Origin of the sequence: Citrobacter sp. MGH100 (genome assembly GCF_001034465.1) — a bacterium.
GTDB lineage: Bacteria > Pseudomonadota > Gammaproteobacteria > Enterobacterales > Enterobacteriaceae > Citrobacter > Citrobacter youngae.
This window is the reverse complement of the sequence record NZ_KQ089800.1, coordinates 1,838,666-1,859,783: the sequence shown is the minus strand read 5'-3', so window position 1 is coordinate 1,859,783 and position 21,118 is coordinate 1,838,666. Positions and strand designations below refer to the sequence as shown.

Genomic DNA, 21,118 nt, shown 5'->3' with positions numbered 1-21,118 from the left:
CGGCACAAATTTAGTACATCAATTTGATATGCTGCGCTTTGGCATACTCGACAAACGCATCATCCGGGCGGTTATCGCTGATGATGGTATCAAAGCGTTTTAATTCGCCCATCCTCGCGGGACGCACTTTCCCAAACTTGCTGTGATCGACCACCAGAACATGGTACTGCGCCATCGACATCGCCCAGTGTTTAACCGGTAATTCCTCAAGGTTAAAACAGGTTGCGCCTTTATCGATATGCACGCCGGCTGCGGAATAAAAAGCGATATCCGGGCAGACGTTATTCAGGGTTTCCTGGAAATCGAGTGGCTTGAAAATAGCATTACTGGCATGGAATTCGCCGCCACATAAAATGACGCGGCACTGTGGTTTCTCCTGTAACACCAGAAACGTATTCAGTGAATAGCAGATTGCGGTGAACGGTAATTCATTATCGATCGCTTCAATGATCCACGGCGTTGTTGTTCCGCAGTCGAAGAAAACGGTCTGATGCGCCTGGACGAGGCTGGCTGCCTGTTGCGCAGCCCGGCGTTTTTCATCAACCAGGCGGGATTTTTGATCGCTGATTAAATAGTGGCTGGCGCTACGGGGTTCCAGAACAATATAGCCCCCAAGCAGTACGACCGGGGCCGTGTTATTATTCAGATCGCGACGAATGGTCATTTCTGATACACCCAGCAGTGTCGCGGCTTCTTTAAGGTGTAATTTATCGCTGCGTTTTAGCGCCTGCAGTAATTGACCAATACGCTCGTCGCGTCGAGTTTCCATAGTTCCCCTGGAGAGTAGAATACGTGCTCAGTTTCGCGCTTAATACTACTCTCTTTACCGTGGGTTAGTCACGTACCCAGCCTTTACGAATAGGCAGGGCAAAACAGGTGCGATAGCAGGTCTGCAAACCGTGGTACAGGGTTGTGCCGAATCGTTGCCAGATCATCTGGGCGCTCAGGCAGCCGATCAGACCTGCCAGTAACCCCCCCAGCATATCCAGCGGCCAGTGTACGCCGAGGTAAACACGCGACCAGGCAATCGCCACGGCGACGACCATCAACAGTGCTCCGGACCACAGGCGGTGCCAGAACAGGAAGGCCAACGCGAAGGTAAAGATAACCGTACCGTGGTCGCTCGGGAAAGAGTCATCTGCAGCATGGTGCAGGAAGTTGTAGCCGATATGATTGACGAATGGCCGGTCGTGAGGGAATAAATGTCCCATGATCCATGAAATGGTCAAGCCGACTGCCAGCGCAATCGCCATTTTTATGACCAACTGGCGCTGGATGGTCACGCGGTTTTGCGGCCCCCAAAGCCAGAGAATGATCGCCAGTAGCGGTACGATGCTAATCAGATCTTTGGCAATAAAAATGGCGAGCGAGATCGTCCATTGCGCAGAGTCCGGCGTGGCGTTGATCAGGTAAAAAAGCGAGTTGTTCAGATTTTCCAGCATAACATCCAGACTCAATGTAATCGTTAAAAAGGCCCATATTGGGGATCATAAAATTGCTTTCAGGCGATAAAAAGCGGTCTTGTCCTATTTGTCTGTTAACTGACTCTTTTTAAGACAATTAATGAGGCTTATTGAGCATGATAGCGGTCTCAACTTAAATTAACCTTAAAACAAAAAGCTATCGTGCAATTGAGTGTAAAAATGTGCGCATTTTGCTTTCAAATCACATAATTCACTATCACCAGTAAGGCGCATTTATTACACTTTGCGCGTTTTTTCATTTGTTAAGAGATTGCATGCAGAACCGTTTATCTTCAGGCGCCCGCTTGGGGCGTCAGGCATTACTTTTCCCTCTCTGTCTGGTGCTTTACGAATTCTCTACATATATCGGTAACGATATGATCCAACCCGGAATGTTGGCGGTGGTGGAGCAATATCAGGCCGGTTTAGATTGGGTTCCAACGTCCATGACCGCTTATCTGGCAGGCGGCATGTTTTTACAGTGGTTGTTAGGGCCGCTGTCGGACCGTGTTGGTCGTCGTCCGGTGATGTTAACCGGGGTGGTTTGGTTCATTGTGACCTGCCTAGCAACGCTGTTTGCACAAAATATTGAGCAATTTACTTTCCTGCGTTTTTTACAAGGGATTAGCCTGTGCTTTATTGGCGCGGTAGGTTACGCCGCAATTCAGGAGTCCTTTGAAGAAGCGGTGTGCATTAAAATCACTGCGCTAATGGCAAACGTAGCATTGATTGCACCGCTTTTGGGACCGTTGGTTGGGGCCGCCTGGGTACATGTCCTTCCGTGGGAAGGCATGTTTGTCCTGTTTGCCGCGCTGGCTGCAATTGCCTTTTTTGGCCTGCAGCGCGCGATGCCGGAAACGGCTACCCGTCTGGGCGAGAAGCTTTCTATCAAAGAGTTGGGCAAAGATTATAAGCTGGTGCTAAAGAATGTGCGTTTTGTCGCAGGCGCACTGGCATTGGGCTTTGTCAGTCTGCCATTGCTGGCGTGGATTGCGCAGTCCCCGATCATTATTATCAGTGGCGAACATCTCAGCAGCTACGAATATGGCCTGCTGCAGGTGCCGATTTTTGGTGCACTGATTGCAGGTAACCTGGTGCTGGCGCGTCTGACATCCCGCCGCACGGTGCGCTCGCTGATCATCATGGGGGGCTGGCCAATCTCCGTGGGATTGATCATTGCCGCCGCGGCCACGGTTGTTTCTTCTCATGCGTATCTGTGGATGACGGCAGGTTTAAGTCTTTATGCATTTGGCATTGGCGTGGCGAATGCCGGGTTGGTGCGCCTGACGCTGTTTGCCAGTGAAATGAGCAAAGGGACAGTTTCAGCAGCAATGGGTATGCTGCAAATGCTGATATTTACCGTTGGTATTGAGCTGAGCAAACATGCTTATCTGCTGGGTGGAAACGGCTTGTTCAGTCTGTTTAATCTGGCCAGCGGTGTGCTGTGGCTGATTCTGATGGTTATCTTTCTGAAAGATAAGCGGGTAGGGAATTCCCGGGAAGGTTAAAGCCCGGTTTCCGGGCTTTGCAATCATTAGTGATGGTCATCAATCTGATGCTCAATGACCATCCCTTCACCTACGCTGGCAACATGACGCGCATACGGATGTGCGCGGTAAACAGGGGCTGGAGTGGCTGCCGGAGCAACATAAACCGTTTGCGGGGCAGTAGCGACACTGACCGCCTGCGGAACATTGACGGAAGAAGGAACAACCACTACTTTGTATCCGCTTGGTACATCAACGGTAACATTCTGTGCAAATGCTGTTCCTGCAAATCCCAGCAACACTGTTGCCATCAGTACACTTTTCTTCATAATCTGCTCACCTGAAATATTCACTGGAAGTAATAATCCAGTGGGTTAATTTGAGGCGGATTATGAATAGATCATGCCATCATTTTGTTGCCGTCTGTGCTGAGGCGTTAATGTGTAAACGGTGCTTCATTGTTTAACACGCGGTCGATAATATCCAGCACGCCCTCTTCGTTATTCGAACCCGCGCGATATTTCGCCGCCTGGATAACCGGCTCATGGGCGTTGGCCATTGCAAAACTAAATCCTGCCTGGCGCAGCATCTCGATATCATTTCCGCCATCGCCAAACACGACAACCTCATCGTTGGTAATATTCCAGCGTTGTTGCAGCAGGCGTAGGCCGTTGGCTTTATGAACACCCGGAATAATTAAATCGATACTGCCGTATCCGGTATGCACTGGTACCATAATGTCGCCAATCGCCTCATGAAGATCGGCCTGCACCTGGGGAATGCGATCGTCGGAGATATTCAGGCCAAATTTGAAGAATACATCGTTGATATTGTCGAAGTTATCGACAAATTCAAGACGGTGATAATACATGGCAGAGATGGATTTATGCTCATCGCTGTACTGCTTCAGGGTGTAGGCGCTGTTTTTACCACAGGCGATAATATCAACGTCTGCACGGGTCAGCAGATATTCTACGATGGTCTGGAAATCGTCTTTTGCCAGTTCACCGTTAAAAATATCTTCCCCTTCGCTGACCACCCAGCCACCGTTTTCCGCCACAAATGAGATTTCATTGGCCAGTTCGGGAAAAAAAGAGATCAACTGGTAATACTGATTGCCGCTGGCGACTACAAAGCGGATCCCTTGTGCTTTCATTTGACGGTACTGCGCCATAAACCGCTCGCGGTTATAGGTCTTTTGGTCACTTAAAAACGTACCGTCCATGTCTACTGCAATTAACTTGATACCCATTAGCCGTTCTCCATCACAGTGGTATTTTTGACATCCGGTTTAGCCACAGCCTTCGCTACGATGGCTGCGACAAGCACCAGCGCCAGCACAACCAACATGGCGCTGCGCAGGCCATAGTGTTCACCCAAATAGCCCAGCAGCGGCGGACCTACCAGGAATGCCAGATAGCCAGTAGTCGCAACAACGCTCACGCGGGTTGGCGCATCAGGGCCGGTATCGCTGGCGGCTGAAATGGTCAGCGGGAAGCCGAGAGAAGCCCCTAGCCCCCAAAGGATCACCGAGACACCTGCCACCCATGAGCTGTCGACAAAAATGATCAGGCTGATACCGAGCGCGCCCATCAGTGCACTGGCGCGTACTACTGCCACACGGCTGTAGCGGTCGATGAACCAGCCACCGGTGAAGCGCCCGACGGTCATACCGAGCGTAAAGCCGGCATAAATCAGCGATCCGGATGTCGGGCTAAATCCATGTCCATCAACCATCAGTAATGGAAGCCAGTCGTTGGCGGAACCTTCGGCAAATGCCATTGCGAGCACCACGACGCCAATCAGCAGCAACTGCATATCGCGATAGAATGGCAACCCTTTTTCAACGGCGTGCGAACCGTCAGTAGCATTCTTACCTGTGCCGTCGGGGATAGCCTTAATAGCGATAAAAATAGGGGTAATAGCCACCATCGCCGCCAGCAGAATATGTGCTGTCGCGGGGACGCTGACGGCGGTAAGTACCATGCCAACACCTGCGCCAGCCAGCGTTCCAAGGCTGTAGAAACCATGCATCATCGGCAGAACAGTTTTGTTCATTTCACGCTCAACCGCTGCACCTTCGACGTTGATAGCCACTTCTGCCGCGCCAAAACTGGCGCCAAACACGCACAGACCAAACGCAAACAGCCAGGCGGAATGCAACCATAATGCGAGGCTGAGAATTGTCATTCCCAGAACCGCGCATGACATGGTGGCGCGGATGACGTTGCGTGTGCCAAATCGTTTCACCAGCCAGGCCGAACAAAGAATGCCACTCATCGAACCAATTGAGAGTCCAAACAGCACCGCACCCATTTCGGCGGTAGAGATGGAGAGAATATCTCTGATGGCAGGGGTACGCGTTGCCCAGGAGGCCATTAATAATCCTGGTAAAAAGAAGAACGTGAACAGCGCCCAGGTGCGACGTCTTAAGGCCTTGCGTGATGAGATGCCAGTCATGAATTCGAGCCAAAGAAAAGAGGGAAGAAGACAACATTAGCAAGGTTGTGTACATTTGTACACAAATGCAAGAAGAGGTAAGGCAGTGCGACGCGCGAACGACCCACAACGACGGGATAAAATAGTCCAGGCCACGCTGGATGCGGTTATAATCCATGGTGTTCATGGGGTTACACACCGGAAAATCGCCATGATTGCCGAGGTGCCGCTGGGCTCAATGACCTATTACTTTTCGGGAATAGATGAGCTTTTAATGGAGGCATTCGAGCGTTTTGCTGACACCATGTCTGTGCAATATCAGGCATTTTTTGCCGGTGTTGAAAATGCGCCACAGGCCTGCCATGCGATTACCGATATGATCTATAGCTCTCAGGTCACAACGCCTGACAACATGGAGCTTATGTATCAGTTATATGCCTTCGCCAGCCGTAAACCGGCGCTAAAAACAGTGATGCAAAACTGGATGCTACGCAGCCAACAAACGCTGGAGCAGTGGTTCGAGCCGGTAACCGCACGAGCGCTGGATGCATTTATTGAAGGGATGACGCTGCATTTTGTCACAGACAAAAAACCGCTCTCGCGGGAAGATATTCTGGTGATGGTGGAGCGCATTGCCGGATTACATCAGAGATGAAATCATCAAAATGGTTTGTCGAGGCGGGTAACGGCCTGACGTAAAAAATCAATGACTTTCATCGCCTCTGGCGTCAACGGCCGGGCGGTTTTTTTTACCGTCCCGACATCCATATAAGTAATAAAATCATCAATCGTTCTGTGCATGACGCGCAGACCATCCAGTGACCACGGGCGATACACCAGGTCGGATAAAATGGTTATTCCTCTGCCTTTTGCAACCAGGCTTCTTATTGCTTCAAAAGAGTTGCTGCGAAAACTGATATTGGGCGTATAGCCACGCTGCTGCCAGTAATCGATGATTACGTCAGGGTACTTATCGGTTTCCAGCAGTAAAAATGGTAGCTTTTCGACGTCTATTAAACGGATCGATGCCCGACTCTGTAGCGGATGCCCAATAGACGTCCACAGGCGGCGCAGTGAACGAATGAATGTTTCGATCTCAAGGTCGTTATCATGGCTGATATTTGAGGTCAGAAGCAGGCAAAAATCGACCTTTTGTTCCCGTAGCGCCTGTACCAGTTCCGGTGCAGTAGCTTCATAAAATACGATCTCCAGCAAAGGGAAACGTCGTTCAAGATCGTTGAGTATATCCGGGATGAGATAGGCTGAGAGCGTTTCGGCAATGCCTATGCGCACCGTGCCGGTGAGAATTTCACTCCTGTCATGCAGGGCGTCAACAGCCGAGTGGCTACTGTTGATGATGTTGCAGGCATGTGCCAGAAAGCGCTCGCCCTCGGCGGTGAGCTTCACGCCTTTGGGGTAACGTACAAATAGCTGCACGTCTAATGATTCTTCCAGATTCCGCATGGCAATGGTCATTGATGACTGAGAAATATGGCAGCGCGCAGCAGCTTTGGAAATTTGTAATGTTTCTGCAAGTGCGATGTAAAACTCAAGTTGCCTTAGCGTAAATTTCATAGTTTTAATCTATGCAGATGGATAAAAACGTTATATTAGCATTCATTCTCACGCCGCCGTAGCCTTGTGGTCATACCGTACAACTGACAATAAGGCGCAAATATGCCCTATCTTTTACTCAGTCTGGCTGCCTGTTTTTGGGGCGGCAACTATGTGGTCGGCCATATATTGGTTGCCGAAGTTAATCCCATCGTTTTATCAGCAGCACGCTGGGTATTTACCGCATTGCTATTGATAGCGCTTTATTTCCGACAGATCGCCATGCAGTGGCCAGCGATGAGAAAATCCTTTGGTACTATCGTCTTCCTCGCGCTTTGTGGTCAGGTTCTTTTCCCCTTAACGTTATATATCGGCCTGCAATATACAACCTCGCTCAATGCCGCGATTTATATGTCCACCACACCGGCACTCGTTCTGTTAATCAATAAGTTCTTTTTTAAAGAGCGGATCTCTGCGCGAAATATAGCAGGTGTGCTCCTGAGTACCGTTGGTGTTATCTGGCTGGTGTCGCAAGGCGGGTTGATGCACGCACAGGTATTGGAACATCTCAATCGGGGCGATGTCTGGACCATGGGGTCAGCGCTGAGTTGGGCTGTTTATTGTGCCTTTCTACGCGTTAAACCGTGTGAGGTGAAGGGAAACGCATTTGTTGCCGTGAGCGCGTTGTTAGGTGCGATTGTACTTATTCCGGTACTGGCTCTGGCGTTGATACGCAATGGTATGCCGGGCTGGAATAGCTATGCAAATACAGGTGTTATTACTGGGCTGGCATACCTTGTTATTTTTCCTTCCTGGCTGTCATATCTGTTATGGAACAAAGGGATTAGCGCCATTGGCGCAACGCGCGGAGAGATCTATTCACACTTGATTCCACTGAGTGGCGGATTATTTAGCGTGATGTTTATGCACGTCACTCTGCATTCATATCATCTGGTGAGCGCGTTGGTTATTATGTGTGGCATAGCATTGTGTTCCCGCACGAGTGCAAAAAAAAGCTCGCAGCAGCGCACGGCGTGAAAGAGCGGGTAAATTAGCTTACGGTTGCGCCCCCGGTAATATTTACCACCGTAGCGGTCATTGCTCCGGCATGGTCTGAAGCCAGAAAGGCTGTAACCTCAGCGATTTGTGCAAGCGTAGGCAGGCGTCCGAGCATGGTGCCTTGCGCCGCGCCCGCTAACCATTGATCGACGGTTAAACCCATTGATTGCGCTTTAGCGGTGAAAATCTCCCCGGTATAGGAACCGGCCGCTACCGCGTCCACAATCGCATGTGAGCGCACGCCGACGACTCGAACATTTGCCGGCCCCAGTTCGCTGGCTAGCGCTTTAATAAAAGCCTCTGTTCCCGCACAGCCGACGATGTGCCCCAAATGCCCAGGCATTGCCATCGGGGCCGCGGGCGCGACAACGGTGAGAATGACGCCCGCTCGATTGCCGCCCATGTGCGGCGTTACGGATTTTGCGATATTGAACTGTGCCGAGAGGAAAGGAGTGATACCGCTCATAAACTCAGAGAGGGCTAATGCCTCGATGCGCTTGCCCTGTTCATGCATAAAGCCGGTCGCGTTAACCACCACATCAATTCCACCGATTTGCTGTACCAGGCGGGTAACTTGTGTTGAGGTGTCGTGCTCGTCGAGCACATCGGTGATAAACGTATCGACAGTACCACCCGCCATTCGCAGGCGACTGGCTGCCCAATCAAGCTTTTCCTGACGGCGTGCGCTCAGGTACACATGGGCACCTTCGCGCGCCATGGTCTGCGCAACCGCACTACCAATAGCCCCGCTGCCGCCGAAGATCACCGCGACTTTGCCTGCGAGTAACATAGCAACCCCCATCACCATTTAGCACCGAGTAAAAGTATGTGCCATAACCGGCGTGCTGCAAATTTTGGGCGGAATTTCGGGGGAGGAGGGAGTTAAAATCCAGGCAACAAAAAACCCATCAACCTTGAACCAAAACGGCGGGGTTGATGGGCTCCACAAATTGGGGACATCAAAGAAAAGCAGTGGCAATAGTTATGACTGACGCCTTTAAGAAAAGTTCTGCTTACCTGCAAAAAATTTTCATTAAAAGCAAAAAACAGTTCTAACCGATGCCGGGCCAGATGATGACGATGAGTGTCCCCGCCAGCGTCAACAGAACGTTAGCAATCGCGTATGTGCCCGCATAGCCTAAAGCAGGAATGTTGCTGCGCGCGGTATCGCTGATGATTTCCATTGCTGGCGCACAGGTACGCGCCCCCATCATCGCCCCGAACAGCAGGGCCCGGTTCATGCGCAATACATAAGCTCCAAACAAGAAACAGATGATCACTGGAACCAGGCTGACAATCAGACCCGAAATCAGCATCTGGCCACCCACTGCGCCGAGGCCATTACCAATGCCGCTACCTGCGCTTAAACCGACACCAGCCATAAAGACCATCAGGCCAAACTCTTTGACCATGTTCAGCGCACCTTGAGGAATGTAGCCAAACGTTGGATGGTTAGCACGCAGGAAGCCCAGCATGATCCCGGCGAACAACAGTCCAGCCGCATTTCCAATGCCAAAGCTGAAATTACTGAACTGGAAAGTGATCATCCCGATCATCAGGCCGATGATAAAGAATGCGCAGAAAGCAAGCAGATCGGTGACCTGGCTGTGAATGGAAATAAAGCCGATACGATCGGCAATGGTTTTCACACGGCGCGCATCGCCACTGACCTGTAATACATCGCCTTTATTAAGTACGACGTTGTCGTCAATGGGCATTTCGATCTGGCTGCGGATCACGCGGTTCAGGAAGCAGCCATGGTCAGTCAGCTTCAACTGGGCCAGACGACGACCTACGGCATTGTGGTTTTTCACCACAATCTCTTCGGTGACGATACGCATATCGAGCAGATCGCGATCGAACACCTCTTTACCGTTACGGAAGCTGGGGTCGAGGCGAGCATGTGCATCCGGATAGCCCACTAAGGCAATTTCATCGCCCATTTGCAGCACTGCGTCACCGTCCGGGTTGGCCAGAATACCGTTGCGGCGGATACGTTCAATATAACAACCAGTCTGGCGGTAGATGCCCAGCTCGCGCAGATTTTTCCCGTCAGCCCATGCAACCAGCTCTGGACCGACACGGTAGGCGCGGATCACCGGTAGATAAACCTTACGGTTGGCGTCAGTGTCCAGCCCGCGCTCACGCGCAATTTGTTGGGCGCTGGTTTGCAGATCCTGATGCTGCAGTTTTGGCAGATAGCGCGCACCCACAATCAGACTGACCAACCCAATTAAATAGGTGAGTGCGTAACCCAGACTCAGGTTATCAAGGGCGGTGGATAGCTGTGTACCTTCCATCCCTGAATGGCGCAACGTATCGCCCGCGCCGACCAGAACGGGCGTAGACGTCATTGAACCAGCCAACATGCCTGCCGTCAGGCCGATATCCCAGCCAAATAGCTTACCCAGTCCCAGGGCGATCAGCAGCGCGCTACCGACCATCACCAGTGCAAGCATCAGGTAATTTTTCCCATCCCGAAAAAAAATCGAAAAAAAGTTGGGACCGGCTTCCACCCCGACACAAAAAATAAACAGCATAAAGCCAAGATTTAATGCGTCAGTGTTAATACTAAAGTGCTGCTGACCTAATAATAGGGAGACCACTAAAACGCCAATGGAATTACCGAGTTGGACTGAACCCAGGCGTAATTTACCCAGACACAGGCCCAGAGCCAGGACCACAAATAATAACAGGATGTAATTCCCATTTAACAAATCTGCGACGTTTATATTCACGGAGGCTAACTTCTTGTTTACTAGTAAGCTATTGAAAGAAATGGCAATTTACGCTAATGTTTTTGCCAGATATTAAGGGGCGACAGCATCGTACACAGCCCCAAATAATGCAGCACGACAATATATGCGGCTAGTTTAATCTCATTACGTATCAACGGCTATAAGAATCGTGTGGGTGTGTTTTTGGCATGGAATGCCGAGTAACTTTATCTGACTGGACGCCTGCGGGCGAAAAGAGTGTTCGATAGAGAAGATGTCAGGAGGAACGATTGAAACATAAGCAAAGTTGGGCGGGTGCGATCTGCTGCTTTGTGCTCTTTATTGTAGTGTGTCTTTCATTAACGCTGAATATGAAAGGCGCATTTAGAGCGGCTGGGCATCCTGAGGTCGGGTTATTGTTTTTTATACTGCCTGGCGCTGTGGCAAGCTTTTTCTCCCACCGTCGCGAGGTGCTCAAACCCCTTCTTGGTGCAATACTGGCAGCGCCGTGCTGCTTGTTACTGATGCGGTTCGTTTTTATGCCGACGCGTTCACTGTGGCAAGAGCTGGCATGGCTGTTCAGTGCAGTGTTTTGGTGTGCGCTTGGGGCATTGTGTTTTTTATTTATCAGTAGCTTATTCAACCAGCGTCAGCGGCGGAAAAAAAACTGATTACGCCCTCCAGCGGAGGGCGTAGAAACAGCTATCAGGCGAACAGATTCATATTCTCTTTTGCCCACGCTTCAAAATCCGTGCAGCCGCCGATGTGTTGTTGATCAACGAAAATCTGCGGAACGGTCTCAACTGGCTTTCCTACCGTTTTTTCCAGATCTGCTTTAGTAATACCTTCGGCATGGATATCAATGTAGCGGAAGTTAAAATCGTCATGCTCATTGCTTAATTTTTCTGCTAATTCTTTTGCGCGCACGCAATACGGGCACCCTGGGCGACCAAAAATAACGGCAAACATCTCTATCTCCTCGAACTTATCAGGCCGGATGGCGAATGTTGTTATGATGCCGCGATTTGTGACGGATGGAAAGCAGGTTCAGCCTGTTGCTTTGATATCCTTAGTCTATGCCTTCGTTTTTTAATCCGCATTTTTGTTAAACATGGGCTGTCGGAACGTTTTACACTAAGCGCCATTTATCGGGAGGCACCTATGCGCACAGTGGGCGTGTTACCCAAAAGCGTATTGATTCTGGAAATCATCGGGATGGTTTTGTTATCGCTGGCGCTGCTGTCGCTTAACGATTATCTCACCTTACCCGCACCGCTGAACGGGCCATTGGCCTGTGTGGTAATGATATTTCTGGGTGTACTGTTAATGCTTCCCGCCGCGGTGGTGTTGATGTTGCGCATTGCGCAACTGTTGGCACCGCAGCTGATGTCGCGTGCTCCCGACGCTTCTTCCCATTCAGCCAGAGAAAAAAAAGATGACGCCAACCATTGATTTACTTCGCAGCCACCGTTCCATTCGCCATTTCACCGATGAAAGTATTTCGGACGCACAGCGTGAGGCGATCATTGCTGCCGCTCAAGGGACATCAAGTTCAAGTTTTTTGCAGTGCACGACGATAATTCGTATTACCGATCAAAGTCTGCGGGAGTCCCTGGTGACCTTATCCGGCGGACAAAAGCATGTCGCACAGGCCGCCGAGTTCTGGGTTTTTTGCGCCGATTTTAATCGCCATTTGCAGATTTGCCCCGATGCGCAACTGGGGCTGGCTGAGCAACTGTTGCTTGGCGTGGTTGATACGGCGATGATGGCGCAAAATGCGCTGACAGCGGCTGAATCGCTGGGACTTGGCGGTGTGTTCATTGGCGGTCTGCGCAACAATATTGAGCCGGTAACGGAATTACTGACGCTGCCGAAGCATGTTTTGCCACTGTTTGGTCTGTGTCTCGGCTGGCCTGCGGATAACCCGGACATCAAGCCCCGGCTGCCAGCAACACTGGTGGTGCATGAAAACCAGTATCAGCCGCTCGATCAGGATATTTTGTCGCAATATGATGAACAGCTTGCGCAATACTATCTGACCCGTGGCAGCAACACGCGTCGCGATACCTGGAGCGATCACATTCGCCGCACCATCATTAAAGAAAGCCGTCCCTTTATCCTGGAATATTTACATAAACAGGGGTGGGCGACGCGCTAAAGCGTTTAACCCGGTGTATGATACGCCAGCTTTTACCAGGTCTTTTAGAGAGGTGCAGGGTGAAAATTGCCATTTTGTCCCGGGATGGAACGCTCTATTCTTGCAAACGCCTGCGTGAAGCAGCGATGCAACGCGGTCACCTGGTAGAAATTATCGATCCCCTTTCTTGCTATATGAACATTAGCCCGGCAGCGTCTTCTATCCATTATAAAGGCCGCCAGCTTCCCCATTTTGACGCGGTCATTCCAAGAATTGGCTCAGCTATTACCTTCTACGGTACGGCGGCATTACGTCAGTTTGAGATGCTGGGTAGCTATCCGCTGAATGAGTCAGTAGCGATTACCCGCGCACGCGATAAGCTGCGCTCGTTACAACTGTTGGCGCGACAGGGAATTGACCTGCCCATTACCGGAATAGCCCACTCGCCGGATGATACCAGCGATATGATTGATATGGTCGGCGGTGCGCCGCTGGTGGTGAAGCTGGTGGAGGGGACTCAAGGGATCGGTGTGGTATTGGCCGAAACGCGCCAGGCCGCAGAGAGCGTAGTGGATGCATTTCGTGGTCTGAATGCCCATATTCTGGTCCAGGAATATATCGAAGAGGCGAAGGGGCGAGATATTCGCTGTTTCGTTGTGGGTGATGAGGTGGTCGCGGCTATTGAGCGGCGGGCCAAAGAGGGCGATTTTCGTTCTAATTTGCATCGCGGCGGAGTTGCCACGATTGCCAATATCACGCTGCAGGAAAGGGACATTGCGCTTAAAGCCGCCCGCACGATGGGGCTTGATGTTGCTGGCGTCGATATTCTGCGTGCAGAACGCGGACCGCTGGTTATGGAGGTCAACGCCTCTCCAGGGCTGGAAGGCGTGGAGAAAACCACAGGGATAGATATTGCTGCGCGAATGATCCAGTGGATCGAGCGTCATGCTACTCCTGAATTTTGTCTTAAAATCGGCGGCTAAACGCAATATCGATAGCGATCGTGGTATGACACGGTCTTTTTGCGTAAGCTGTGCCGGTAATTTTTTCATCAATAGAGGTCGCACATTATTATGACATCACTGGTCGTTCCCACTCTGGATACGTTGCGTCAATGGCTCGACGACCTGGGCATGAGTTTTTTTGAATGTGATACCTGTCAGGCGTTGCATCTACCGCACATGCAGAACTTCGATGGCATTTTTGATGCAAAAATTGATCTGGTGGATAACGTCATTCTATTTTCCGCGATGGCGGAAGTCAGACCTTCAGCGCTGCTGCCGCTGGCCGCCGATCTATCCGCTATCAATGCCAGCTCACTGACGGTAAAAGCCTTTCTGGATATGCAGGATGATAATCTGCCAAAACTGGTGGTTTGCCAGTCTTTATCCGTGATGCCGGGTGTGACGTTTGAACAGTTTGAATGTTTTGTGCGTCAGAGCGAAGAACAGATATCGATGGTGATCCTTGAAGCCGGGGCACATCAATTGTTGTTTAATGCCGAAGAAGACGGGCAAAACGGCAATGCAGAGGTTCATTTCCTCCATTAATCGTTCCTGATTTTGGGTATTTATAGCGCAGCCGCTGCCAGAGCGGTTGCGTATTTCACGTTTTTATTCTGCATTTAACCTTTTCTTAAAGAATTATTCACTTCGGTTCCGCCCCTTCCGCTTTACGTCATAGACAAAAACTGCATAAAAAATTGATAAAAGACGTTTTTTTATCTGGGCTATATCCTCGAATCCTGGCTAAAGTTATTCTTGCAAGGCTTGTAAACGCCACCGTTCAATTTGCCTATTATGAGCTATCTGTAGCTGTATGCATGTTGAATAAGTCAGCGGATATCAGCGAGCAATAGCGGCGGGGAGAGAGACCTCTCTTTCATTGATGCCGCATGAAATAATATGCACGTTTCTTGCATATCATTAGAGTGTGACTTTTTTGTTCGTTTGTTAACGAACTTTCAGAAGGAAAGAGATTATGACCGCCTTAAATAAAAAATGGTTATCAGGCCTGGTTGCAGGTGCTCTGATGGCCATCTCTGCTGGCACGCTCGCTGCTGAACAAAAAACACTGCATATTTATAACTGGTCTGACTATATTGCTCCGGACACGGTGGCTAATTTTGAGAAAGAGACCGGTATTAAAGTCATTTATGATGTATTTGACTCCAATGAGGTGTTGGAAGGTAAGCTCATGGCTGGCAGCACCGGTTTTGACCTCGTTGTCCCGTCAGCCAGTTTCCTCGAACGGCAACTGACCGCGGGCGTTTTCCAGCCCCTGGACAAGAGCAAACTGCCAGGCTGGAAAAACCTTGATCCTGAACTGCTGAAACTGGTGGGTAAACACGATCCAGACAATAAGTTTGCTATGCCGTATATGTGGGCAACCACCGGTATTGGCTACAACGTAGATAAAGTTAAAGCGGTGCTGGGGGCGGATGCGCCGGTTAACAGCTGGGATTTGATCCTCAAACCGGAGAATCTGGAAAAACTCAAAAGCTGCGGTGTCTCTTTCCTCGATGCGCCTGAAGAAGTGTTTGCTACTGTGCTGAACTATTTGGGTAAAGATCCAAACAGTACCAAAGCGGATGATTACACCGGGCCGGCAACCGATTTGTTGTTGAAACTGCGTCCGAATATCCGTTATTTCCACTCCTCGCAATACATTAACGATCTGGCAAATGGAGATACCTGTGTAGCGATTGGCTGGGCAGGGGATGTATGGCAGGCGGCAAACCGTGCGAAAGAAGCGAAAAATGGCGTCAATATCTCCTTCTCGATTCCCAAAGAGGGGGCGATGGCGTTCTTTGATGTGTTCGCGATGCCTGCAGATGCGAAAAACAAAGACGAAGCCTACCAGTTCCTTAATTACCTGCTGCGCCCTGATGTGATTGCGCATATTTCCGACCACGTGTTCTACGCCAATGCGAACAAAGAAGCGACGGCTCTGGTTAGCCCGGAAGTTCGTGATAACCCGGGTATCTATCCGCCAGCGGACGTGCGCGCCAAACTGTTCACACTGAAAGTACAGGATCCGAAGATCGATCGTGTACGCACCCGTGCCTGGACGAAGGTGAAAAGCGGGAAATAACCCGATGTTCGGGACATGACCCGGCGGTGCTTGTGCCTGCCGGGGATGTCGCGATCCCGAACACACAAAACCCGGCAATACGCACCAATAAGGTGCGTTATTTGCACTGTTTCTTTATTTATGCCGGAGAGCACTTGAGTGAATGATGCAACCCCACGCCCACAAGCGAAAATCCGCAAGGCGCTGACCCCGCTGCTTGAAATTCGCAACCTGACGAAGTCATTTGACGGTCAGCACGCCGTCGATGACGTCAATCTCACTATCTACAAAGGCGAAATATTTGCCCTGCTGGGTGCGTCCGGTTGTGGTAAATCAACCCTGTTGCGCATGCTGGCGGGGTTTGAGCTGCCGACTACCGGGCAAATCATGCTGGACGGTGTCGATCTGGCGCATGTCCCGCCTTATCTGCGTCCAATTAATATGATGTTTCAGTCCTACGCCTTGTTTCCGCATATGACTGTCGAGCAGAACATTGCCTTTGGTCTCAAGCAGGACAAACTGCCGAAGGCTGAAATCGCCAGTCGGGTGAATGAGATGCTGGGACTCGTGCATATGCAGGAGTTCGCTAAACGCAAACCACATCAGCTTTCTGGCGGCCAGCGTCAGCGCGTGGCACTGGCGCGCAGCCTGGCAAAACGTCCAAAGCTGCTGCTGCTGGATGAACCAATGGGGGCGCTGGATAAAAAACTCCGAGACCGCATGCAACTGGAGGTAGTGGATATCCTGGAACGCGTCGGTGTGACCTGCGTGATGGTGACGCACGATCAGGAAGAAGCCATGACGATGGCGGGTCGTATTGCGATCATGAATCGTGGAAAATTTGTCCAGATTGGTGAGCCAGAAGAGATCTACGAGCATCCGACCACGCGTTACAGCGCAGAGTTTATCGGTTCGGTAAACGTTTTTGAGGGACTGCTGAAAGAACGTCAGGAAGATGGTCTGGTGATTGAGTCTCCAGGACTGGTGCATCCGCTGAAAGTGGACGCCGATGCTTCTGTTGTCGATAACGTCCCGGTGTATGTTGCGCTGCGTCCGGAAAAAATCATGCTCTGCGAAGCGCCTCCGCCAGAGGGTTATAACTTCGCGGTAGGCGAAGTGGTGCACATTGCCTATCTGGGTGATTTGTCGGTGTACCACGTACGTTTGAAAAGCGGTCAGATGTTGAGCGCCCAGCTACAAAATGAGCATCGTTATCGTAAAGGGTTACCAACCTGGGGTGACGAGGTACGTTTGTGTTGGGATGCGGACAGCTGTGTGGTGTTGACGGTTTAAGGAGTAAAGATGAGTACACTTGAACCTCCGGCACGTGCCGAAAAAGCGAGCCGTTTCACGCTGTATATGTCGCAGTTGCAAATGAAACATGGTCGCAAGCTGGTGATCGCGTTGCCGTATGTGTGGCTGGTTCTCCTGTTTTTATTGCCGTTTCTGATTGTCTTCAAGATTAGCCTGTCAGAAATGGCACGGGCGATACCGCCGTACACTGACCTTGTGGCATGGGCCGATGGTCAGCTATCTATTACGCTCAATTTAGGTAACTTCCTGCAGTTGACGGATGACCCGCTCTATTTCGATGCTTACCTGCAGTCTTTGCAGGTAGCGGGGATTTCGACGATCTGCTGTCTGTTGTTGGGGTATCCACTAGCGTGGGCGGTGGCGCACAGCAAACCCTCGACGCGCAATATTTTGCTGTTGCTGGTGATCCTGCCTTCCTGGACCTCTTTCTTGATTCGCGTGTACGCCTGGATGGGGATCCTGAAAAATAACGGGGTGCTGAACAACTTCCTGATGTGGCTGGGCGTTATCGATCAGCCATTGACGATCCTGCATACCAACCTGGCGGTTTATATTGGCATTGTTTATGCCTATTTGCCCTTTATGGTGCTGCCGATTTATACCGCACTGACGCGCATTGACTATTCGCTGGTGGAAGCTGCGCTGGATTTAGGTGCCCGACCATTAAAAACCTTCTTTAGCGTGATCGTGCCGTTGACCAAAGGCGGGATTATCGCTGGCTCAATGCTGGTGTTTATCCCGGCGGTAGGGGAATTTGTTATTCCGGAACTGCTTGGGGGGCCGGACAGCATTATGATCGGCCGCGTACTATGGCAGGAGTTTTTCAATAACCGTGACTGGCCGGTGGCGTCTGCGGTTGCCATCATCATGTTGCTGTTACTGATTGTGCCAATCATGTGGTTCCATAAGTATCAGCAGAAAAGCGTGGGGGAACACGGATGAATAACTTACCGGTTGTCCGCTCGCCGTGGCGGATCTTTATCCTGGTCGTGGGGTTTACGTTTCTGTACGCCCCCATGCTGATGTTAGTTATCTATTCGTTTAACAGCTCCAAGCTGGTGACGGTGTGGGCGGGGTGGTCAACACGCTGGTACGGTGAACTTTTCCACGATACTGCAATGATGAGTGCCGTCGGCATGAGTTTAACGATTGCTGCCTGTGCTGCGACGATGGCGGCGATCCTCGGCACCATAGCTGCCGTGGTGATGGTGCGTTTTGGCCGTTTTCGTGGTTCGAATGGTTTTGCCTTTATGATCACCGCACCGCTGGTTATGCCGGATGTCATTACCGGTTTGTCGCTGCTGCTCCTGTTTGTGGCGCTGGCGCACGCCATTGGCTGGCCAGCGGATCGCGGTATGTTGACCATCTGGCTGGCGCACGTCACCTTCTGTACGGCGTATGTAGCGGTGGTGATTTCCTCACGTTTGCGCGAACTGGATCACTCCATTGAGGAAGCGGCGATGGATCTCGGCGCGACGCCGCTGAAGGTCTTTTTCGTCATTACGCTGCCGATGATTATGCCGGCGGTCATTTCCGGTTGGTTACTGGCCTTTACGCTATCGCTGGATGATTTGGTTATCGCCAGCTTTGTCTCTGGTCCTGGGGCCACAACGTTACCGATGTTGGTGTTCTCCAGCGTACGTATGGGGGTTAACCCGGAGATCAACGCACTGGCGACGCTGATCCTTGGCGTGGTAGGAATTATCGGATTTATCGCGTGGTATCTGATGGCGCGAACAGAAAAACAACGGATACGCGATATCCAACGTGCAAGACGCGGCTGAAAAAACTAAAATCTGCCAATCTGTCTATACGGCGCAGCTGTGGTGGTTGCGCCGTTTTCATGGAAGACGACGCGTTGGGATTTTTTAAGAAATCATCCACATCACATGCCCGCTTAAACGTCCCTGCTTTGGTGCAGGTGGCGGCGCTGGCTATCATTATGATCCGCTGTCTCGATCTGTTGATGATTTTTAATACGCTTGGGTTTCGTGGAACCAGTGAGTTTATTCATCGCAGTGTGCAGACCTGGAATTTGACGCTGGTATTTCTGGGCAGTCTGGTGCTGCTGTTTATCGAAATTTTCTGCGCATTTTCGCTGGTCAAAGGACGGAGCTGGGCCCGCTGGATCTATCTGCTGACCCAGATTATCGCCAGCGTCTATCTGTGGGCAGCTTCGCTGGGCTACGGATATCCGGAACTGTTCAGTATTGCGGGGGAGTCCAGACGCGAAATCCTGCATACGCTGGTGATGCAAAAATTGCCGGATATGCTGGTGTTGCTACTGCTTTTTGTTCCTGCGTCCAGCAGGCGGTTCTTCCGCTTGCAATAACGTGTATAATTTTGGCCCCCGGTTAATTTGTAGGTTTTTGTATGCAGTGCGCACTTTATGACGCCGAACGCTGTCGCTCCTGTCAGTGGATAGCACAGCCTGTCGCCGATCAACTCTTCGCCAAAACAGCCGATTTGCAAAATCTGCTGGCCGATTATCCGGTCGGAGAATGGTGCGCGCCGGTCAGCGGCCCGGAAAGCGCTTTTCGTAATAAAGCTAAAATGGTGGTTAGCGGCAGCGTGGAGAAACCGCTGTTGGGCATGCTGCATCGTGACGGTACGCCGGAGGATTTGTGCGACTGCCCGCTTTATCCTGAGTCTTTTGCGCCCGTGTTTGCCACTCTCAAACCGTTTATCGCCCGCGCGGGGCTGACGCCCTATAACGTGGCGCGTAAACGCGGGGAGCTGAAGTATCTGCTGTTAACGGAAAGCCAGTTTGATGGCGGTATAATGCTGCGTTTTGTCCTGCGTTCTGAAGCAAAACTGGCACAGCTGCGCGCGGCGCTGCCCTGGCTGCAGGCACAACTCCCACAGTTGAAAGTAATCACTGCCAATATTCAGCCGGTGCATATGGCGATTATGGAAGGGGAGACAGAAATCTTCCTGACGGAACAACAGGCGCTGGCGGAACGCTTTAACGATGTACCGTTGTGGATCCGCCCGCAGAGTTTCTTCCAGACTAACCCGGTGGTGGCAGGACAGTTGTATGCCACGGCGCGCGACTGGGTGCGTCAGCTTCCGGTTAATCACATGTGGGATCTGTTTTGCGGCGTTGGGGGTTTTGGTCTGCACTGTGCTACACCGCAAATGAAACTGACGGGGATTGAAATCGCGCCAGAGGCGATTACCTGCGCGAAACAGTCTGCGCAGGAGCTTGGGTTACAGAACCTGCATTTTCAGGCGCTGGACTCAACCCAGTTTGCTACCGCTCAGGGCGAAGTACCGGACCTGGTGTTGGTGAATCCACCGCGTCGGGGAATTGGCAAACCGCTGTGTGATTTTCTTTCCCACATGGCACCGCGTTTTATCATTTATTCCAGCTGTAATGCGCAAACCATGGCGAAGGATATTCGTGAGTTGCCAGGGTATCGCATTGAACGCGTCCAGCTTTTCGATATGTTTCCGCACACAGCACACTACGAAGTGTTGACGCTGCTTACTCGGCGATAAATGGCATGCCTGATGGCGCTTTGCTTATCAGGCCTACAGGTTGTTCGTCATTCGTAGGCCGGATAATGTGCTTGCACCGCATCCGGCAAATGCAACATACGAAAAAAAAGCCCGTACTTGCGTACGAGCTCTTTCTCGAATATGGCGGTGAGGCGGGGATTCGAACCCCGGATACGTTGCCGTATACACACTTTCCAGGCGTGCTCCTTCAGCCACTCGGACACCTCACCATATTGTATTGCTGCCTGACCACATGGGGGGCAACGGGGCGCTACTATAGGGAGTTGCGCTAAAACGGTCAAGCAGAATTTACATGTTCATATTCGTTTGGTCACGCAATGTACATATTCCCCACCCGGACAGGCGTGGGGGAGA

The 21,118-nt window shown here is 51.1% G+C and carries 23 protein-coding genes and 1 tRNA gene; 14 read left to right on the top strand and 10 right to left on the bottom strand.

The features are described from left to right. Nucleotides 1–10: 10 nt before the first annotated feature. Both deoR and ybjG read right to left on the bottom strand, forming a co-directional pair. Nucleotides 11–769 carry a DNA-binding transcriptional repressor DeoR gene (gene deoR / locus SK32_RS08780; protein WP_048212169.1) on the bottom strand — a complete coding sequence of 253 codons (759 nt, stop codon included), beginning with the start codon at nt 767–769 and terminating at the stop codon, nt 11–13. A gap of 64 nt (nt 770–833) precedes the next feature. After that, nucleotides 834–1,442, bottom strand: a complete 609-nt coding sequence (ybjG, locus tag SK32_RS08775) for an undecaprenyl-diphosphate phosphatase (protein ID WP_048212168.1) — start codon at nt 1,440–1,442, stop codon at nt 834–836. Between the two features lie 296 nt (nt 1,443–1,738). On the opposite strand from ybjG, the gene SK32_RS08770 reads away from it, so the two are divergent. Continuing rightward, nucleotides 1,739–2,971, top strand: a complete 1,233-nt coding sequence (locus tag SK32_RS08770) for an MFS transporter (RefSeq protein ID WP_048212167.1) — start codon at nt 1,739–1,741, stop codon at nt 2,969–2,971. Between the two features lie 26 nt (nt 2,972–2,997). Here SK32_RS08770 and SK32_RS08765 read toward each other — a convergent pair whose 3' ends face one another. The 3 genes from SK32_RS08765 to SK32_RS08755 all read right to left on the bottom strand — a co-directional run bounded on the left by SK32_RS08765 (nt 2,998) and on the right by SK32_RS08755 (nt 5,410). Further along, complete coding sequence (locus SK32_RS08765) at nt 2,998–3,279, bottom strand: hypothetical protein (protein WP_048212166.1); 282 nt, start codon at nt 3,277–3,279, stop codon at nt 2,998–3,000. Between the two features lie 107 nt (nt 3,280–3,386). Further along, nucleotides 3,387–4,202, bottom strand: a complete 816-nt coding sequence (locus SK32_RS08760) for a Cof-type HAD-IIB family hydrolase (RefSeq protein WP_048212165.1) — start codon at nt 4,200–4,202, stop codon at nt 3,387–3,389. Beyond that, a complete protein-coding gene (locus SK32_RS08755; RefSeq protein ID WP_048212164.1) occupies nt 4,202–5,410 on the bottom strand; it encodes an MFS transporter in 1,209 nt (402 codons plus the stop codon). Before SK32_RS08755 ends, SK32_RS08760 begins: the two co-directional genes overlap by 1 nt. A gap of 85 nt (nt 5,411–5,495) precedes the next feature. Here SK32_RS08755 and SK32_RS08750 point away from each other — a divergent pair, with 85 nt between their 5' ends. Beyond that, entirely contained in the window at nt 5,496–6,044 is a 549-nt protein-coding gene (locus tag SK32_RS08750) for a TetR/AcrR family transcriptional regulator (protein ID WP_048212163.1), read from the top strand. Nucleotides 6,045–6,049: 5 nt separating this feature from the next. Here SK32_RS08750 and SK32_RS08745 read toward each other — a convergent pair whose 3' ends face one another. Further along, the gene (locus SK32_RS08745) at nt 6,050–6,964 is read right to left on the bottom strand and encodes a LysR family transcriptional regulator (RefSeq protein WP_048212162.1); all 915 of its coding nucleotides are present in this window, start codon (nt 6,962–6,964) and stop codon (nt 6,050–6,052) included. A gap of 102 nt (nt 6,965–7,066) precedes the next feature. On the opposite strand from SK32_RS08745, the gene SK32_RS08740 reads away from it, so the two are divergent. After that, nucleotides 7,067–7,981, top strand: coding sequence for a DMT family transporter (locus tag SK32_RS08740; RefSeq protein WP_048212161.1), 915 nt, complete (start codon nt 7,067–7,069; stop codon nt 7,979–7,981). Nucleotides 7,982–7,994: 13 nt separating this feature from the next. On the opposite strand, the gene SK32_RS08735 is transcribed toward SK32_RS08740, so the two are convergent. Beyond that, entirely contained in the window at nt 7,995–8,792 is a 798-nt protein-coding gene (locus tag SK32_RS08735) for an SDR family NAD(P)-dependent oxidoreductase (protein ID WP_048212160.1), read from the bottom strand. A 262-nt stretch (nt 8,793–9,054) separates the two neighbouring features. Next, nucleotides 9,055–10,740 (bottom strand): aspartate:alanine antiporter, encoded by a 1,686-nt coding sequence (locus SK32_RS08730; protein ID WP_040233921.1) that lies wholly within the window; start codon nt 10,738–10,740, stop codon nt 9,055–9,057. 269 nt (nt 10,741–11,009) lie between these two features. Here SK32_RS08730 and SK32_RS08725 point away from each other — a divergent pair, with 269 nt between their 5' ends. Continuing rightward, the gene (locus SK32_RS08725) at nt 11,010–11,390 is read left to right on the top strand and encodes an inner membrane protein YbjM (protein ID WP_040233923.1); all 381 of its coding nucleotides are present in this window, start codon (nt 11,010–11,012) and stop codon (nt 11,388–11,390) included. Nucleotides 11,391–11,424: 34 nt separating this feature from the next. Here SK32_RS08725 and SK32_RS08720 read toward each other — a convergent pair whose 3' ends face one another. Continuing rightward, nucleotides 11,425–11,688: a GrxA family glutaredoxin gene (locus SK32_RS08720; RefSeq protein WP_005123606.1), complete on the bottom strand. Its 264-nt coding sequence runs from the start codon at nt 11,686–11,688 to the stop codon at nt 11,425–11,427. 192 nt (nt 11,689–11,880) lie between these two features. On the opposite strand from SK32_RS08720, the gene SK32_RS08715 reads away from it, so the two are divergent. The 10 genes from SK32_RS08715 to rlmC all read left to right on the top strand — a co-directional run bounded on the left by SK32_RS08715 (nt 11,881) and on the right by rlmC (nt 20,743). Next, entirely contained in the window at nt 11,881–12,171 is a 291-nt protein-coding gene (locus SK32_RS08715; RefSeq protein WP_048212159.1) for a YbjC family protein, read from the top strand. Then, nucleotides 12,155–12,877, top strand: a complete 723-nt coding sequence (gene nfsA / locus SK32_RS08710) for a nitroreductase NfsA (RefSeq protein WP_048212158.1) — start codon at nt 12,155–12,157, stop codon at nt 12,875–12,877. The genes SK32_RS08715 and nfsA overlap by 17 nt, the downstream gene beginning before the upstream one ends. Before the next feature lie 59 nt (nt 12,878–12,936). Then, nucleotides 12,937–13,839, top strand: a complete 903-nt coding sequence (gene rimK, locus SK32_RS08705; RefSeq protein WP_048212157.1) for a 30S ribosomal protein S6--L-glutamate ligase — start codon at nt 12,937–12,939, stop codon at nt 13,837–13,839. Nucleotides 13,840–13,929: 90 nt separating this feature from the next. Beyond that, nucleotides 13,930–14,406 (top strand): type III secretion system chaperone family protein, encoded by a 477-nt coding sequence (locus SK32_RS08700; RefSeq protein ID WP_005123602.1) that lies wholly within the window; start codon nt 13,930–13,932, stop codon nt 14,404–14,406. 430 nt (nt 14,407–14,836) lie between these two features. Further along, nucleotides 14,837–15,949 (top strand): spermidine/putrescine ABC transporter substrate-binding protein PotF, encoded by a 1,113-nt coding sequence (potF, locus tag SK32_RS08695; RefSeq protein ID WP_048212156.1) that lies wholly within the window; start codon nt 14,837–14,839, stop codon nt 15,947–15,949. A 138-nt stretch (nt 15,950–16,087) separates the two neighbouring features. Next, a complete protein-coding gene (gene potG / locus SK32_RS08690) occupies nt 16,088–17,221 on the top strand; it encodes a putrescine ABC transporter ATP-binding subunit PotG (protein WP_003831665.1) in 1,134 nt (377 codons plus the stop codon). A gap of 9 nt (nt 17,222–17,230) precedes the next feature. Then, nucleotides 17,231–18,184: a putrescine ABC transporter permease PotH gene (potH, locus tag SK32_RS08685; protein ID WP_005123598.1), complete on the top strand. Its 954-nt coding sequence runs from the start codon at nt 17,231–17,233 to the stop codon at nt 18,182–18,184. After that, on the top strand, nt 18,181–19,026 hold the full coding sequence (gene potI / locus SK32_RS08680) for a putrescine ABC transporter permease PotI (protein ID WP_048212155.1): 846 nt from the start codon (nt 18,181–18,183) through the stop codon (nt 19,024–19,026). The genes potH and potI overlap by 4 nt, the downstream gene beginning before the upstream one ends. Nucleotides 19,027–19,085: 59 nt before the next feature. Further along, entirely contained in the window at nt 19,086–19,574 is a 489-nt protein-coding gene (locus SK32_RS08675) for a YbjO family protein (RefSeq protein ID WP_048212154.1), read from the top strand. 41 nt (nt 19,575–19,615) lie between these two features. Then, nucleotides 19,616–20,743: a 23S rRNA (uracil(747)-C(5))-methyltransferase RlmC gene (rlmC, locus tag SK32_RS08670; protein ID WP_048212153.1), complete on the top strand. Its 1,128-nt coding sequence runs from the start codon at nt 19,616–19,618 to the stop codon at nt 20,741–20,743. A gap of 142 nt (nt 20,744–20,885) precedes the next feature. Here rlmC and SK32_RS08665 read toward each other — a convergent pair. After that, nucleotides 20,886–20,973 (bottom strand) — tRNA-Ser (locus SK32_RS08665). Between the last annotated feature and the right edge of the window lie 145 nt (nt 20,974–21,118).